The organism is Klebsiella sp. P1CD1 (assembly GCF_003790505.1).
GTDB lineage: Bacteria > Pseudomonadota > Gammaproteobacteria > Enterobacterales > Enterobacteriaceae > Klebsiella > Klebsiella variicola.
Genome location: NZ_CP033631.1, coordinates 1,742,808 through 1,759,745 on the forward strand (window position 1 = coordinate 1,742,808; position 16,938 = coordinate 1,759,745).

At 55.6% G+C, this 16,938-nt stretch carries 14 protein-coding genes and 1 pseudogene; 8 read left to right on the forward strand and 7 right to left on the reverse strand.

Annotated features, from left to right (window positions below; all coding sequences use genetic code 11):
* The first annotated feature begins 210 nt into the window (after nt 1–210).
* The 3 genes from mglB to mglC all read left to right on the forward strand — a co-directional run bounded on the left by mglB (nt 211) and on the right by mglC (nt 3,874).
* On the forward strand, nt 211–1,209 hold the full coding sequence (gene mglB, locus DTA24_RS08885) for a galactose/glucose ABC transporter substrate-binding protein MglB (RefSeq protein WP_008804028.1): 999 nt from the start codon (nt 211–213) through the stop codon (nt 1,207–1,209).
* A 118-nt stretch (nt 1,210–1,327) separates the two neighbouring features.
* Complete coding sequence (gene mglA / locus DTA24_RS08890) at nt 1,328–2,848, forward strand: galactose/methyl galactoside ABC transporter ATP-binding protein MglA (RefSeq protein WP_008804029.1); 1,521 nt, start codon at nt 1,328–1,330, stop codon at nt 2,846–2,848.
* A 15-nt stretch (nt 2,849–2,863) separates the two neighbouring features.
* Nucleotides 2,864–3,874 (forward strand): galactose/methyl galactoside ABC transporter permease MglC, encoded by a 1,011-nt coding sequence (mglC, locus tag DTA24_RS08895; protein ID WP_002912871.1) that lies wholly within the window; start codon nt 2,864–2,866, stop codon nt 3,872–3,874.
* 41 nt (nt 3,875–3,915) lie between these two features.
* Here the strand turns inward: mglC and DTA24_RS08900 are convergent, their stop codons facing one another.
* From DTA24_RS08900 to DTA24_RS08930, 6 genes and pseudogenes are all read right to left on the reverse strand, one after another.
* Nucleotides 3,916–4,362, reverse strand: coding sequence for a helix-turn-helix transcriptional regulator (locus DTA24_RS08900; RefSeq protein ID WP_012541033.1), 447 nt, complete (start codon nt 4,360–4,362; stop codon nt 3,916–3,918).
* A pseudogene (locus tag DTA24_RS29055) lies at nt 4,359–5,463 on the reverse strand (HipA domain-containing protein). The gene DTA24_RS08900 and the pseudogene DTA24_RS29055 overlap by 4 nt, the downstream one beginning before the upstream one ends.
* Before the next feature lie 114 nt (nt 5,464–5,577).
* Entirely contained in the window at nt 5,578–6,309 is a 732-nt protein-coding gene (gene sanA / locus DTA24_RS08910) for an outer membrane permeability protein SanA (RefSeq protein WP_008804033.1), read from the reverse strand.
* Nucleotides 6,310–6,585: 276 nt separating this feature from the next.
* Nucleotides 6,586–7,470, reverse strand: coding sequence for a cytidine deaminase (cdd, locus tag DTA24_RS08920; protein ID WP_012967554.1), 885 nt, complete (start codon nt 7,468–7,470; stop codon nt 6,586–6,588).
* Between the two features lie 128 nt (nt 7,471–7,598).
* Nucleotides 7,599–8,294, reverse strand: coding sequence for a CidB/LrgB family autolysis modulator (locus tag DTA24_RS08925; RefSeq protein WP_008804035.1), 696 nt, complete (start codon nt 8,292–8,294; stop codon nt 7,599–7,601).
* A complete protein-coding gene (locus tag DTA24_RS08930) occupies nt 8,284–8,688 on the reverse strand; it encodes a CidA/LrgA family protein (protein ID WP_023340543.1) in 405 nt (134 codons plus the stop codon). Before DTA24_RS08930 ends, DTA24_RS08925 begins: the two co-directional genes overlap by 11 nt.
* A gap of 358 nt (nt 8,689–9,046) precedes the next feature.
* Here DTA24_RS08930 and dusC point away from each other — a divergent pair, with 358 nt between their 5' ends.
* The 5 genes from dusC to DTA24_RS08955 all read left to right on the forward strand — a co-directional run bounded on the left by dusC (nt 9,047) and on the right by DTA24_RS08955 (nt 16,102).
* On the forward strand, nt 9,047–9,979 hold the full coding sequence (dusC, locus tag DTA24_RS08935) for a tRNA dihydrouridine(16) synthase DusC (RefSeq protein WP_012541036.1): 933 nt from the start codon (nt 9,047–9,049) through the stop codon (nt 9,977–9,979).
* 356 nt (nt 9,980–10,335) lie between these two features.
* Complete coding sequence (locus DTA24_RS08940; protein WP_117130720.1) at nt 10,336–11,700, forward strand: carbohydrate porin; 1,365 nt, start codon at nt 10,336–10,338, stop codon at nt 11,698–11,700.
* 155 nt (nt 11,701–11,855) lie between these two features.
* Complete coding sequence (gene bglG / locus DTA24_RS08945) at nt 11,856–12,689, forward strand: transcriptional antiterminator BglG (protein WP_002912842.1); 834 nt, start codon at nt 11,856–11,858, stop codon at nt 12,687–12,689.
* Between the two features lie 29 nt (nt 12,690–12,718).
* Nucleotides 12,719–14,692: a PTS beta-glucoside transporter subunit IIABC gene (gene bglF / locus DTA24_RS08950; protein ID WP_162542789.1), complete on the forward strand. Its 1,974-nt coding sequence runs from the start codon at nt 12,719–12,721 to the stop codon at nt 14,690–14,692.
* Nucleotides 14,693–14,707: 15 nt separating this feature from the next.
* Complete coding sequence (locus DTA24_RS08955) at nt 14,708–16,102, forward strand: glycoside hydrolase family 1 protein (RefSeq protein WP_016161545.1); 1,395 nt, start codon at nt 14,708–14,710, stop codon at nt 16,100–16,102.
* A 33-nt stretch (nt 16,103–16,135) separates the two neighbouring features.
* Here the strand turns inward: DTA24_RS08955 and DTA24_RS08960 are convergent, their stop codons facing one another.
* Complete coding sequence (locus DTA24_RS08960) at nt 16,136–16,870, reverse strand: class I SAM-dependent methyltransferase (RefSeq protein ID WP_008804040.1); 735 nt, start codon at nt 16,868–16,870, stop codon at nt 16,136–16,138.
* Between the last annotated feature and the right edge of the window lie 68 nt (nt 16,871–16,938).

Consider the following 16,938-nt stretch of genomic DNA (forward strand, 5'->3'; position numbering starts at 1 on the left):
AGTCTGAACCACGAGGTGATGAGCTATCCTCACTTTTTTAAGTAGGAACAAGGTGTTAAACGAGTTTTAGAGCCGTATCTTTCTGGAGCGTTACCCGACACGGAAGACCGAATTTTCGTCGTGAAATGCGTTGTGCGGTAACACTAATGCAACAAACCCCGCCCGCACTTTTTCACAATAATGACCCTGCATAATAAAACCGGAGATTCCATGAATAAGAAGGTGTTTACCCTGTCTGCTGTAATGGCTGGTCTGTTATTTGGCGCCGCCGCACACGCAGCAGATACCCGTATCGGCGTGACGATTTATAAATATGACGACAACTTTATGTCGGTGGTGCGTAAGGCAATTGAAAAAGATGGCAAATCCGCGCCTGACGTCCAGCTGCTGATGAATGACTCGCAGAACGACCAGTCGAAACAAAACGATCAAATTGACGTGCTGTTGGCGAAAGGCGTGAAGGCGCTGGCGATTAACCTGGTTGACCCGGCGGCAGCGGGAACGGTGATTGAAAAAGCGCGCGGGCAGAATATTCCTGTGGTGTTCTTCAACAAAGAGCCTTCCCGCAAAGCGCTGGATAGTTATGACAAGGCTTATTACGTCGGTACCGATTCGAAAGAGTCGGGGATTATTCAGGGCGATCTGATCGCCAAGCACTGGAAAGCCAACCCGAACTGGGATCTGAATAAAGACGGCCAGATCCAGTTCGTCCTGCTGAAAGGCGAGCCGGGCCATCCGGATGCGGAAGCGCGTACCACCTACGTTATCAAAGAGCTGAATGATAAAGGTCTGAAGACCCAGCAGCTGCAACTGGATACCGCCATGTGGGATACCGCGCAGGCGAAAGACAAAATGGACGCCTGGCTCTCCGGCCCGAATGCGAACAAGATTGAAGTAGTGATCGCGAACAACGATGCCATGGCGATGGGTGCGGTTGAAGCGCTGAAAGCGCACAACAAGAGCAGCATTCCGGTGTTTGGCGTCGATGCCCTGCCAGAAGCGCTGGCGCTGGTGAAATCCGGTGCGATGGCCGGTACCGTGCTGAACGATGCCAACAACCAGGCGAAAGCGACCTTCGATCTGGCGAAAAACCTCGCGGAAGGTAAAGAAGCCGCGGCGGGCACCAACTGGAAAATTGACAACAAGATTGTTCGCGTACCGTATGTGGGCGTCGATAAAGACAACCTGAGCCAGTTTACCGGCAAGTAATCGTGATGTGAGTTGCGGGCGTGGTTTAACCACGCCCGATTATTCCTGATACAGAACCAGACTCCTGCTGGCGTTATTGCGCCGGACGGGGCGTGCATGAACGCAGCCAGGTATAACTATGGTCAGCAATAATAGCGAACGGTCAGGCGAATATTTGTTGGAAATGACCAACATCAACAAATCGTTTCCTGGCGTCAAGGCTCTTGATAATGTCAACCTGAAGGTTCGTCCGCACTCCATTCATGCGTTAATGGGTGAGAACGGCGCCGGCAAATCGACATTATTAAAATGCCTTTTTGGGATCTATCAAAAAGATTCCGGTAGCATTCTTTTTCAGGGAAAAGAGATCGATTTCCATTCGGCGAAAGAAGCCCTGGAAAACGGTATATCGATGGTGCATCAGGAATTAAACCTGGTATTACAGCGTTCAGTCATGGATAACATGTGGCTCGGACGCTATCCCACCAAAGGCATGTTTGTCGATCAGGACAAAATGTACCGGGATACCAAGGCCATTTTTGATGAGCTGGATATTGATATCGACCCGCGCGCCCGCGTCGGTACCTTATCGGTATCCCAGATGCAGATGATTGAGATCGCTAAGGCGTTTTCCTATGACGCCAAAATCGTCATCATGGACGAACCGACGTCATCGCTGACGGAAAAAGAGGTCAACCATCTGTTTAAGATCATCCGCAAGCTGAAAGATCGCGGCTGCGGTATCGTCTATATCTCGCATAAAATGGAAGAAATTTTCCAGCTGTGCGATGAAATAACCATCCTGCGCGACGGCCAGTGGATCGCCACTCAGCCGCTGGAAGGGCTGGATATGGACAAGATCATCGCCATGATGGTCGGGCGCTCGCTCAACCAGCGTTTTCCGGATCGCGAAAATACCCCGGGAGAAGTGATCCTCCAGGTGCGCAATCTCACCTCGCTGCGTCAACCCTCCATTCGCGATGTCTCCTTTGATCTGCATAAGGGCGAAATTCTCGGTATCGCCGGCCTGGTAGGCGCTAAACGCACCGACATCGTGGAGACCCTGTTCGGGATCCGTGAGAAGGCCAGCGGCACCATCACCCTGCACGGTAAGAAGATCAACAACCACAGCGCCAACGAGGCGATTAACCACGGTTTTGCACTGGTGACCGAGGAGCGGCGCTCCACCGGGATTTATGCCTATCTGGATATCGGTTTTAACTCGCTGATCTCCAATATTAAGAAATATAAAAACAGCATCGGCTTGCTGGATAACTCGCGAATGAAGAGCGACACCCAGTGGGTTATTGACTCGATGCGCGTTAAAACCCCCGGCCAGCATACGCAGATCGGTTCGCTTTCCGGTGGTAACCAGCAAAAGGTCATTATAGGCCGCTGGCTGCTGACCCAGCCGGAGATCCTGATGCTGGATGAGCCAACGCGCGGTATCGACGTCGGCGCCAAATTCGAGATCTACCAGCTGATTGCCGAGCTGGCTAAAAAAGACAAAGGGATCATTATTATTTCTTCCGAAATGCCGGAACTGCTGGGGATTACCGACCGCATTCTGGTGATGAGCAATGGCCTTGTCGCGGGCATTGTAGAGACTAAAACCACCACGCAAAACGAAATACTGCGTCTTGCGTCATTGCACCTTTAAGATCAGGGGCTTCACATGAGTGCGTTAAATAAAAAGAGTTTTCTCACTTACCTGAAAGAGGGTGGGATCTATGTCGTCCTTCTGGTCCTGTTGGCCATTATTATTTTCCAGGATCCGACATTTTTAAGTCTGCTCAACCTGAGTAATATTCTGACCCAGTCTTCGGTGCGTATTATTATTGCCCTGGGCGTGGCCGGACTTATCGTCACGCAGGGGACCGACCTCTCCGCCGGCCGTCAGGTGGGACTGGCGGCGGTCATTGCCGCCACCATGCTGCAGGCGGTGGATAATGCCAACAAGGTGTTCCCGGATATGGCGACCATGCCGATCCCGTTGGTGATCCTGCTGGTGTGCGCCATCGGGGCGGTCATCGGCCTGATTAACGGGATCGTCATCGCCTACCTGAACGTGACGCCGTTTATTACCACCCTCGGCACTATGATCATCGTGTACGGCATTAACTCGCTGTACTACGACTTCGTGGGCGCGTCGCCGATCTCCGGTTTTGACAGCCACTTCTCCCATTTTGCCCAGGGGTTTGTGGCGCTGGGCTCGTTCCGCCTGTCCTACATTACCTTCTACGCGCTGATTGCCGTCTTCTTTGTCTGGATCCTGTGGAACAAGACGCGCTTTGGTAAAAACATCTTCGCTATCGGCGGTAACCCGGAAGCGGCGAAAGTCTCCGGGGTTAACGTGGCGTTGAACCTGCTGATGATCTATGCCCTCTCCGGCGTGTTTTACGCCTTCGGCGGCCTGCTGGAAGCCGGGCGTATCGGCTCGGCGACCAATAACCTCGGCTTTATGTACGAACTGGACGCCATCGCCGCCTGCGTGGTGGGCGGCGTTTCGTTCAGCGGCGGGGTAGGGACCGTATTCGGCGTGGTGACCGGGGTGATTATCTTCACCGTCATCAACTACGGCCTGACCTATATCGGCGTCAACCCTTACTGGCAGTACATTATTAAGGGGGCGATTATTATCTTCGCCGTGGCGCTGGACTCCCTGAAATACGCCCGTAAGAAATAAGATTGAACGCATCAAAAACCCGCGCCTGGCGCGGGTTTTTACTATTTAAATAGAGAAGAAATAAGTGTTTTAGAAATAGGGACGAGTCCTGTTTCAAGGCCAAACGGCTTATAGATTTTATTAATGATCTCGGCAGAATAATTGCCTTTATCATTTTCCACATCAGATAAGGTCTTACGAGAGACATCCACTAGCCGGGCATATTCATCCTGGCGTAAACCCAGAACTTCTACTCTCAGTTTTTTCAGGGCCTCTCCCTGGCTGATGGCGCCTAGCATGATGTCATGGATAATGGCGTGAATGACCGCCTGACGATCGACCGTTTTGACTTTTTTTAAACCAGCCGAGACGCGTTGTCTGCTTATCTCTGAACGAGCTTTTTTTTCCGTAGCCGTTACCCCGGTGGCGGGTAGGGATGGTGGGTTATCCGCCCGCAGCCTGGCTAAGGTATTTTGGATTTCTGTTTCTTTTTTATTCAGGGTCTTCATAACAGCCCCCAGCGAGCGAGTTTGTCAGGTATAAATTTAAAACCAATGGATGGCATTTCCAGAATCTGAACAGGAACGCCGCGTGCTTTAAGACGGGCCGGTAAATCAACGAGTTGAGATGCGGTTTCTCTTAAAGCATTAAGCAATGTGTCAGGGGCGATCCATTCAGCCAAAGCTTGTGCGATGGCGCCAAAGTTGTATTCGCCTCCTGATTCGCAGGCTAATGACCACTTCATCGTACGCGGTATACCTTCCGGGTCGGCTTTCATTGGTGCAAAATCGTAGATTGGCGCAAGGGTAATTTCATTATCTGCTTTCATAAATGCAGTATTACGTCCATGGTTATCACTATTGCCAAAAATAATGTTTAATAAGTCTCGACGTACCCAATCGATGATAAAACCTTGAACATCAAAGCGATAATTCTGAACTCTTACCATATTACTGGATGTGATCTTTTCGATCAGGATCCGCAGCGTGGTTTCATGATCAAGTATCGTCGCTGGCGCTTTTTGTAACAGAGAATAGACTGACTCCATTCCCAATCTCATTATCCGGCCATCACCGTCTCTTCTGATATCAAATCGCGGCAACCAGAGAGAGGGATAATGTAGCCCCTCCTGCTGCGGCTCCTCGTTCCTGGTCATAGTCGAGAAAATCACTGGCACGATTCATGACATCAGTGACAGAGAACGTTTTACTGCTTGCCAGACTGTCCCAGTCCGGCACCGAGGTTTTAATGCGTAAATTTCCCACTGGCGACATCGTGCCGAATTTGAGCAAGATGAAATTCTGCTGGCCCTGAGGAAGTTCACTGATATCTAAAAAGTTAACCCAGTAACGTCGGCTGGCGCCGCCTGGAATGATATCGTCTATAAATCTTAACCATCCAGGATTTCCGTGATCCTCAAAATAAAGCGAAACGGGATGGTTGAGCGACACGGCGTGATAGTCATCGCGTTCCAGAAAGTCGATGGCGTAATCGGTAAGATAGTCGATTTGTGTTGTAAACCAGTCCCCTTGCTCACTACCGGGGAATTTTATCAACGCAATGTCTTGCCACTCCGCATTGAGAAAGGCTTGTACCGTTAATGTTTCCATCTCGCCCTCCAAAAAGGATGATGAGTGAAATATTACTCATTAAAGAGCATTCATGCAATTAACGTTACTTATAATACGCATTGTTTTGGCATCGCATGATTAATGCATCTTATATCACTCATTGGCGGGTTTTGTGTTTTTCTGCAGTTCCAGCAGCTGCTCCGGAGTGACTGCCGGGTAGGACTGGGCGTCATCCGGTACGTCATGCTGTTGAGCCGGAATCGGGATGAGAGGGCCGAGAAAGCGCGGTTCCCGTTTGAAGATATAGAGGTCCGCCAGCGCGCCAAAGCGGGCGCCGAACTCGCGCAGCCGCACGCTCCACATATCCTTCGGCGACGGCACCGCGTAGCACTGGGCCTGGATCCCCATATGCAGGGCGATAAACAGCGCCCGTTCGCAGTGGAAGCGCTGGGTGATGATAATGAAGTCGTTGGTGTCGAACACTTTGCGGGTGCGGACAATCGAGTCGAGCGTACGGAAGCCGGCATAGTCCAGCACGATATCGGCAGGATCGACGCCGCCTTTAATCAGGTCCCGACGCATGGTCATCGGTTCATTGTAGCTTTGCAGAGCATTATCGCCGCTCAGCAGCAGATAGTTGACCTTGCCGCTGTTGTAGGCGTTCAGCGCGCCCTGGATGCGGTAGCGGTAATACTGATTGATGACGCCGGTGCGGTAATATTTGGCGGTGCCCAGCACCACGCCGACCTGACGGTAGGGCAGGTCCTGCAGCTCATCATAGATATAGGGCGCGGTTTTCCAGCTCATCCAGCGGTCAAGGCCCAGCACGGTCAACAGCAGCAGGCCGAGCAGGACTAACAGGCTGTAGAACACACGCTTTAACATGAACTTGGCTCAATAATAGACAACGGAGTCTTCAGGCTACTTTACCCGCCGGGTAAGCGCAAGAAACCCGCGTTTGATTGCGGGGATTTTCAGCAATATAGACAGATCGCCGAACGCAGGTCGGGTAAGGCGTGAGCCGACACCCGGCATAGAGATCTTCAGCTCGCCATGGCGCGAACCGTAGGTCGGGTAAGCGTAGCGCCACCCGACAACATCTCGGTATATCAGGTCGGCCGGATAAGGCGAAACCGTCATCCGGCAATCTGCTCAGGCTGATCAACCTAACAGGACGCGCTCGATATTCTGGCAGCCCAGCGCCTTCAGGGTGGCGACGGTGGCATCCCACTGGATCAGCGCCGCGTCGGCTTTCTCCGCGAGGATTGCCCGCTGGATAGCGGGATAATCATAGCCGTTGAGGCTCAGGAGATTCAGCGCCCCCTGCAGCGGCGGCAGCGTCGGATTGAACGCCGCGTTTTCCGCATAGCTGCCGCTGAAAATGGTGCCGTCTTTCAGCTCCAGCGCCACGCCGGAGGGCGAGTGGCTGTAGGGCGCATGGCAGCGGTTGGCGGCCTGAATGGCTGCCTGGGTCAGGGCATCGCCGCTCACCGGGTAGCCATGGTCCTGTGCATCCATCAACAGGGTTTTTATCTCCAGATCTTTCGGACCAAAGGCGTCCGGCAGATAGTGCTCCAGGGCATGCGCTTCGCGGCCCGGCAGATGAATGCGCAGCGCCAGTCCGCTGTTCAGTTCGTTCATAAACTGACGGCAATGGCCGCACGGCGTGTAGTTCACCGTAATAGCGCGCAGGGAGGTCTCGCCGCGCAGCCAGGCGTGGCTGATGGCGCTCTGTTCGGCGTGAACGGTCTGCTGCATGGTCGCGCCGAGAAATTCCATATTGCCGCCAAAGTACCAGCGGCCGCTGACGCCGCGGGCGATCGCCCCGACGTTAAAATGAGAAAGGTCGGCGCGCGCGCAGGCGGCAGCAAGCGGCAGTAGCGCAAAGGCCAGCGCGTCTTCGTCCAGACCTGTCGCCTGCTGCAGCGTCGCCACCTGATCGGCTTCGAGCAGCGCCGGGAAGTGCGGGTCGGCGAGCATCGGGGCGATGGCCGCCTGCAGGTCTGCTGCCAGAGTCGTCAAAGCAGCTTGAAAACGTGAGTGCATAGCGTTGCCTCATAACAATGTAATGGGAAGCCAGTGTACGGGCGTCCAGCAGTCTCATATGTGATGAATATCTCATTGTTTATGCAACTTTGATTTGTTGCATTAAAAAATGTGATTTAAATCACAATTTATCCCACCACCGCGAGGATCAGCGGAAATAAGAACGGTGCCATCAACGAGGTGATGATCCCGCACAGCACCAGCGCCAGCGAGCTAAACGCCCCTTCCTGGTAGTCCAGTTCCGCACAGCGGGCAGTGCCGAGGGCGTGCGAGGCGGTACCCATTGACAGGCCGCGTGACGCTTTGGTGCGAATGCGCATCAGGTTAAGCAGCGTATGGCCGAATACCGCGCCGAGGATGCCGACAAAAATCACGCACACGGCGCTGATGGCCGGAATACCGCCGATGCTGCCGCTGACCGCCATGGCAATTGGCGTAGTGACTGACTTAGGCAGAATAGAGGCGGCGATTTGCGGCGTGGCGCCCATCAGCAGGGCGACGGTAGTACCGGTGATCATCGCCACGCAGCTGCCGATAAAGCAGATGGTGATGATTGATTTCCAGCGCGCGCGGATCTGGTGCAGTTGCTCATACAGTGGAAAGGCCAGCGCGACCACCGCCGGCTGCAGCAGATCGTTCAGGACTTTGCTGCCGGCAAAATAACGCTCATAGGAGATCCCGGTCAGCAGCAGAAACGGAATTATAACTACCATCGCCACCAGCAGCGGGTTGAGCAGCGGGAACTTAAAGCGGGCGGCCAGCCTGCGGGCGAGAAAAAAGACGATCAGGGTTAGCGGCAGCGACCACCAGATTTCATGCATCATTTTTCTTTTCCTTTTGCCCAATCACTTTACGTTCGCCATGCACCAGGTGAGAGCTCCAGCTCACCACCACAAACACCACCATCGTGCTGATGGCGCAGGAGATGACGACTGGCCCCAGCTGGGCGCGCAGCAGATCCCAGTATTGCATCACGCCGACGCCGATGGGCACGAACAATAGCGCCATATAGCGGATCAGGATATTGCAGCCAGGATTGACCCACTGCGGCGGCATAATTTGCAGCGCCAGCAGCACGAAGAGGATCAGCATGCCGATGATGCTGCCGGGGATAGTGATGGGCAGCAGTCCGGCGATAAAAATTCCGGCGTATAAGCAGGCGTAAATCAGGACGAAGGCCCGCAGGTACTGCCAGATAATAGTCAGCGATTTACTCATGGTAATAACCCTTGATGAAGTGCATTCATCATACAATTAATCCCTAAAATGTGCTACCGATCACATCATGAATTCTACGCATAGCGCTGATAGCGTACGGGAACAATAGCCTCTCCCGGCAGGACCCGACAGCTCGCAGCTAAGGGTATATGGAGTCCCACGCTACCTTTTTGAACGAGGCGCGGCAAATAAAGGCGGCATGAGACGCCGCAGACTCCTGTAAAGCATAGAGATTATCTCCTCGCTTTGCCGCATTCGCCGAACGGGGAATGGCGTACGGCAGGCCGGACGCATTGAGCGCTTTCCACCAATGCCTGGAGGCGCTACCATAGCGCCTCTTTTTTTTCCGGATAACGATATGCGTGTTCTACTGGCGCCGATGGAAGGCGTGCTCGATTCGCTGGTGCGCGAGCTGCTGACCGAGGTTAACGATTACGATCTGTGCATCACCGAATTTCTGCGCGTGGTGGATCAACTGCTGCCGGTAAAATCGTTCTACAGGCTGTGCCCGGAACTGCATCATCAGAGCCGCACGCCGTCCGGCACCCGCGTGCGCGTCCAGCTGCTGGGACAATATCCCGAGTGGCTGGCGGAAAACGCCGCCCGCGCGGTGGAGCTGGGGTCGTGGGGGGTGGATTTAAACTGCGGCTGTCCGTCTAAGCTGGTGAACGGCAGCGGCGGCGGGGCGACGCTGCTGAAAGATCCGGAGCTGATCTATCGCGGTGCGAAAGCCATGCGCGAAGCGGTTCCCGATCATCTGCCGGTGACCGTCAAGGTGCGACTCGGCTGGGACAGCGGCGAACGGCGCTTCGAAATCGCCGATGCGGTGCAGCAGGCCGGGGCCAGCGAGCTGGTGGTTCACGGCCGCACCAAAGAAGATGGCTACAAAGCCGAACGCATTAACTGGCAGGCGATCGGTGAGATCCGCCAGCGTCTGACCATTCCGGTGGTGGCCAACGGCGAGATCTGGGACTGGCAAAGCGCCCAGGATTGTATGGCCGTCACCGGCTGCGATTCGGTGATGATTGGCCGCGGGGCGCTCAACGTACCGAACCTCAGCCGGGTGATCAAATACAACGAACCGCGCATGCCGTGGCCGCAGGTGGTTCAGCTGTTGCAAAAATATACCCGCCTGGAAAAGCAGGGCGACACCGGTCTGTATCATGTGGCGAGAATTAAGCAATGGTTAGGCTATTTACGCAAGGAATATAGTGAGGCGCTGACCCTGTTTAATGAAATTCGCGCCCTGCAAACGTCTGCTGAAATAGCGGCGGCCATCGCCCGCTATTAAACACCATACTGTTATTTGCTTCACATATTATTACTTGCCTGCCTATTGCTGGTAGGCATGAGTTGAATAAAGTGATAATGTGCGGTCAATCAATTCAGGATTGCTACTGAACCCAGGCAAAACCTAAGCACTTTCGTCATTCGTGGCGGAAAGTGCTTAGGTTTTTTTTTGGCTAAAATTCAATGGTGAAAAAATGGTTATGTAAAACAATAGGTTGTAATTAACGTTTTCTCTGGCATCGTCGCGGTTTTATTACCGGCGGACGCCCTTTGCCATTCATTTTTTTAAAAAGAAAACAGGTAAATAAATAGCCTGGGGATCCCCTTTGTTTTTATTCAGTCACGGTGGATATCACAATGCATAACAAAAAAATAAATCAGCTTTTGATCGGCGCGGCGCTGGCGGCAATGGTGCCTGCCGTGAGCGCCGCGGAAACTCCGGCGTGGAACGGCAGCGTGCTGGGGTTCGAAGCCGGGCAGCAGGGGCTGCTGGGCGATATGCTGGGCATTCGTCCGATCCTCGAAGAGAACGGCTTTCATTATAATCTCGGCTATCTTAACGAGATGGCCTACAACGCCGGCGGCGGTTACGACCATGATAAACACCTGGCCTATATTGACCAGGTGGCGCTGACCTTTACCCAGGATCTGGAGCGCTGGACCGGCATACCGGATGCGCGTCTCGAAGGCAACATCGTCAACCGTAACCACGATGATAACCTCACCACGAAACGGCTGCAGGATCCGCGGGTGAGTTTCAACGATCTGTCGCAGGAGAGTTGGGGCGGCGGGTCGATCACCCGCCTCGGCTGGCTGACCTTTGCCCGCAGCTTTGACGACCGTCGCCTGACCTGGCGCATCGGCATGATGAACAAGGTGCAAACTTTCGACCAGATCATTCCCTGCGATTTTCAGCTACTGACCCAGTGCGGTGGGAAATCGGCCAACTCGCTGACCTGGAATAACTGGAACATCCACACCTGGGGCACCACCCTGGAGTACAAGCTGACGCCGACGGTCACCCTGAAAGGCGGGGTGATGGAGCAAAACCCGCAGGCTACCGCGCGCAGTCACGCCTGGAGCGGGTCGACGAAGGGCAGCAAAGGCATTTTACTGCCGATGGAGATCGAAACCCGTCCGCTGATGAATGGCCTGCCGGGAGCCTATAACCTGGGTGTGGTCTGGACCAACGCGCCGCAAACCGACCTCTACAGCGGCAAATCTGGCGGCGCCGGGGCGACCGATCCGCAAGGCTACGCCGAGCACGACAGCACCTGGTTTATGTACGCTGGTCTGAACCAGCAGATCACCCGCCACGCCGACGACCCGCTGCGGGGGATGAGCGTTTCGCTGAGCGGCAGCCTCAGCGACCAGCGCAGCAACTATATCCACTCCGCCGTCGCCGCCTCCATGCGCTACCGCGGGCTGTTAGACGCCCGCCCGGAGGACTGGATTGGCTTTGGTCTGACGTGGATCGACATGAGCAGCCACTACGCACGTAACCAGCGCTATATGAATCAACTCAGCGGCGTCACCGCCTATAACGATCCGGCTTACCAGCCGGTGGCCGGTCATTCGCTGAACGGCGAGCTCTATTATCGCTTCCGCCCGGTCTCCTGGCTGGAGCTGCAGCCGGGCCTGCAGTACTGGCACCGTCCGGGCGGCGTCGCGCAGACCCAGGACGCGTGGGTGGTGGAGTGGAAAACGGTGGTGACTTTCTGATAGTCGCGATCTTAATCACGTTTTTTCACTTGTCAGGTTGAGCGCGCAGCAGAAGTTGTTACAGTGCGGGTGTTGGATTGCAACTGCTGCGGCAGGCAAAACCTGATCACCTGGCGTTTCGTCGGGGGTCAGGTTTTTTTGTTTCTGGGGTCTATATGCAAATCGCCAAAGTACTCAATAACAATGTGGTGGTGGTTCTTGACGAGCACCGGCGCGAACAGGTGGTGATGGGGCGAGGGCTGGCCTTTCAGAAACGCCCGGGCGACGTGCTGGACGACAGTAAAATTGAAAAAGTCTTCGCCTTACAGAGCGATGAACTGGTAGGCCGCTTAGGTGAGTTACTCAGTCAGATACCGTTAGAAGTGATGACCACCTGCGATCGCATTATCGACCTGGCACGCGGGCGGCTGGGCAAGCTACAGGAAAGTTTGTACATCACATTAACGGATCACTGTCATTTTGCTATCGAGCGGCAGAAAAAGGGCATCGCACTGCGTAACGTGCTGCTGTGGGAGATTAAGCGGCTGTATCCGAAGGAGTTCGCGCTGGGTCAGGAGGCAAGGGCCATTATTGCCAAAAGGCTTGGTGTGGAGCTGGCGGAGGATGAAGCCGGATTTATCGCCCTGCATCTGGTGACGGCGCAGCTCAACAGCGAAATGCCGGAGGTCATGCACGTGACCCGGGTGATGCAGGAGATCCTGCAGCTGGTGAAGTATCAGCTGCAGCTGAATTACGATGAAGAGTCGCTGAGCTATCAGCGTTTCGTTACCCACCTGAAATTTTTCGCCCAGCGGATGCTGACGCGCACGGTGGTGGAAGATGACGACGTCTCGCTGCACAGCGCGGTGAAAGATAACTACGCTAAAGCGTGGAAGTGTGCGGAAACGGTGGCGACGCATCTGCAAAAGCAGTATCAGCGGTCGCTGACCACCGAAGAGATTATGTTTCTTGCCATTCATATCGAACGGGTAAGAAAAGAGGGGCGTTAATTCCCCCAACAAAACTGGATTGTTACTGCATGATGCAGGCAAAACCTGAGCGCGACGCCCACCGGCGTGGTTCTCGGGTTTTTTTATTTTTACTACTCAGTCGCCGGTTGTCTGCGGGCAGCGGCAGTAAGGAAAAGAGCATGGAATATAAAGCACTCGCGCAGGATATTCTCAACCGCGTCGGCGGCAAAGAGAACATTGTGAGTCTGGTTCACTGCGCGACACGTCTGCGTTTTAAACTGAAAGATAACGGCAAAGCCGATGCCGAAGGGCTGAAGGCCAATCCGGGCGTCATTATGGTGGTGGAGAGCGGCGGCCAGTTTCAGGTGGTGATTGGCAACCACGTTCACGACGTCTGGCTGGCGGTGCGCCAGGAGGCAGGGTTAAGCGATGACAGCGAACCGGTTGCCGGGGAAAAAGCGGCCAAAGGATCGGTGTTAAGCCAGCTTATCGACATCATTTCCGGCATTTTTACACCGTTTATCGGCGTGATGGCGGCGACCGGTCTGCTGAAAGGCCTGCTGGCGCTGGCGGTGACCTGCGGCTGGCTTACGCCGGAGCAGGGGACTTATAAAATCTGGTTTGCCGCCAGCGACGCGCTGTTCTTTTTCTTCCCGCTGTTTCTTGGCTATACCGCCGGGAAGAAGTTTGGCGGCAACCCGTTTATCTCGATGGTGATTGGCGGGGCGTTAACCCACCCGCTGATGATTCAGGCCTTTGAGGCCAGCCAGGCGCCGGGCGCGGCGGTGGAGCACTTTCTCGGCATCCCGGTGACCTTTATCAACTACAGCTCGTCAGTGATCCCGATTATTCTCGCCTCGTGGGTCTGCTGCTGGCTGGAGCGCAAGAGCAACGCGCTGTTGCCGTCATCAATGAAAAACTTCTTCACCCCGGCGATCTGCCTGGCGGTGGTGGTCCCGCTCACCTTCCTGGTGATTGGCCCGGTCGCCACCTGGCTGAGCCATCTGTTGGCCAACGGCTACCAGTTCATTTATGCGTTTGCCCCATGGCTGGCGGGCGCGGTACTGGGCGCCATGTGGCAGGTGTGCGTTATTTTTGGCCTGCACTGGGGGCTGGTGCCGTTGATGATCAACAACATGACGGTACTTGGTCACGACTCCATGCTGCCGATTATTCTTCCGGCGGTGATTGCCCAGGTGGGGGCGGTTCTGGGGATTTTGCTGGCCACCCGCGATGCGCGTCAGCGGATGCTGGCCGGTTCCGCCTTCTCTGCCGGGCTGTTTGGCATCACCGAGCCGGCTATCTACGGTCTGACCCTGCCGCTGCGTCGTCCGTTTATCTTCGGCTGTATCGCCGGCGCCATCGGCGGGGCGATCACTGCCTTCAGTAATAGCCATGCTTACTCGTTCGGTGTGCCGAATATCTTTTTCCCGGCGCAGATGATCCCGCCTGGCGGGATTGACGCCACCGTCTGGGGCGGGCTTATCGGCACCGGCGTGGCTTTCGTGCTTGCCTGCGTGCTGACCTTCTTCGCCGGCATGCCGCGCGCCAGCGCTGCACCGGGCGCCGTGACGGTAGCCCCGGCCTCGGCAAACGATATTCTGGCGCCGATGAGCGGCAGCGTTATCGCCCTCGAGCAGGTGCCGGATAGCACCTTCGCCAGCGGCCTGCTCGGTAAAGGGGTCGCCATTATCCCGGCGGTGGGCCAAGTGATTGCCCCGTTCCCGGGCGAAGTGGCTTCCCTGTTTCAGACTAAACATGCCATCGGCCTGCAGAGCGACAGCGGCATTGAGCTGTTGATCCACGTCGGCATCGACACGGTCAAACTCGACGGCGTGCCGTTTACCGCACATGTCAAAGAGGGCGACAGGGTGCAGGCCGGCGATCTCCTGATCGAGTTCGATCGTCAGGCGATTCTGGATGCCGGTTACGACCTGGCGACCCCGATCATTATCAGCAACAGCGACGACTACCGGGAAATTGATACGGTGGCGTCCAGCGCCGTCGAAGCCGGCCAGCCGCTGTTGTCAGTCAGCCATTAATCACAGGAGAGAGAGATGAAAACATTCCCGGCGGATTTTTTATGGGGCGGCGCGACCGCGGCGAATCAGGTGGAAGGGGCTTATCTGGAAGAGGGCAAAGGCTTATCCACCTCCGATGTGCAGCCGCACGGCGTGTTCGGCGAGGTGGTCGAGCGCGTACCCGGCGACAGCGGTATTAAGGATGTGGCGATCGATTTTTACCATCGCTACCCGGAAGATATCGCTCTGTTCGCCGAGATGGGCTTTAACTGCCTGCGGGTGTCCATCGCCTGGACCCGCATCTATCCCAATGGCGATGACGCCGAGCCCAACGAAGCCGGTCTCGCGTTCTACGACAAGCTGTTCGACGAGATGGCGAAGCACAACATCACCCCGCTGGTGACGCTGTCGCATTATGAAATGCCGTGGGCGCTGGTAAAAAACTACGGCGGCTGGGGCAGCCGGGAGGTGATTGGTTTCTTTGAGCGCTACGCCCGCACGGTGTTCAGCCGCTATAAAAATAAGGTCAAATTGTGGCTGACCTTTAACGAAATCAATATGTCGCTGCATGCTCCGATGACCGGCGTCGGCCTGCCGGCCGGCAGCAGCAAAGGCGAGGTGTATCAGGCGATTCACCACCAGCTGGTGGCCAGCGCTCTGGCGGTTAAAGCCTGTCACGAGCTGGTGCCCGAGGGCAAAATCGGCAATATGCTGCTCGGCGGGCTGATGTATCCCCTGAGCTGCAAACCGGAAGATGTGTTTGAGACGCTGCAGGAGAATCGCAGCTGGCAGTTCTTTGGCGACGTGCAGGCGCGCGGCGCGTACCCGGGCTATATGCAGCGCTTTTTCCGCGACAACGGCATCACGCTCACCATTACCGATGCCGATCGCGAGGCGCTGAAAACCACCGTCGACTTTATCTCCTTTAGCTACTACATGACCGGCTGCGTCACCGCCGACGAGGCGCTGAACCAGCAGGCGCGCGGCAATATTCTCAGCATGGTGCCGAACCCGCACCTGGCGAGCTCGGAGTGGGGCTGGCAGATAGACCCGCTGGGCCTGCGTACGCTGCTGAACGTGCTGTGGGATCGCTATCAGAAGCCGCTGTTTATCGTGGAAAATGGTCTGGGCGCCAAGGATAAGGTGGAAGCCGATGGCAGCATTAACGATGACTACCGCATCAGTTACCTGAACGACCATCTGGTGCAGGCGCGGGAAGCCATTGACGATGGCGTTGAGCTGATGGGCTTTACCAGCTGGGGGCCGATTGACCTGGTGAGCGCCTCGAAGGCGGAGCTGTCGAAGCGCTATGGCTTTATCTATGTCGACCGTCATGATGACGGCACCGGCACCCTGGCGCGCAGTAAGAAGAAGAGTTTTGACTGGTATAAAGAGGTGATTGCCAGCCGCGGCGCCAGCCTGAAAGCGTAAAGGATGCCCGCCCGGCCATCGCCGGGCGGGGGATTAGCCCGGTTTACGCGCGCGCAGTAAAAAGATCATCGGACGTTCTTTCTCTTCATCCAGGGCGGGCTGTTGGACAATCTGTTCGGCGCTCGGACCCCACTCATCCAGCTGCTCCAGCACAAAACCCGCGGCGATAAGCGCGTTTATCCAGCTTGAGAGCTTGCGATGTTGCTTGATGACGCCCTCGGCAAACCAGTTGCTGACGCGCTCACCCTCCTGCTGATAGTGACTGACCGGCCAGCTTTTCTGTCCCTGGTCATCCACCCGCCAGCCCTGCTGCAAGGGGGCGGTATAGATGGGATGTTCGGCGGAAAAGACCAGGGTGCCGCCGGGAACCAGCGCCTGCTGCAGGGTAGCGAAGAGCGGGGCAATGTCCGGTAAATAATGCAGCGCCAGCGAGCTGTAGACCAGATCGCAGCTGTTGGCGGGCAGCGTCAGGGTTTGCAGATCGGCGCAGCGGTAGACAATCTCATCCCCGCGGGTCATCTCCCGCGCCTGCGCCAGCATGCGCTGGGAGATATCAAAACCGGTTATCTGGCTGGCTCCCTGCTGCTGTGCCCAGCGGCAAAACCAGCCGTAGCCGCAGCCGAGATCCACCACCCGCAAACCGGTTATCGGCGGCAACATTGCCTGCAGGGAAGGCCACTCCGGTGCGCCATCCAGTCCCTTCACCGAGCGATCGAGGGTCGCATAGCCGGCAAAAAACTGCGGGTCGTCATAAATATTCTGACTCATATTCATCCCTTGAATTGATAAGGTTGTTTATTTTTAGCTAACTAATAATTTAGTCACACGCTTTACTA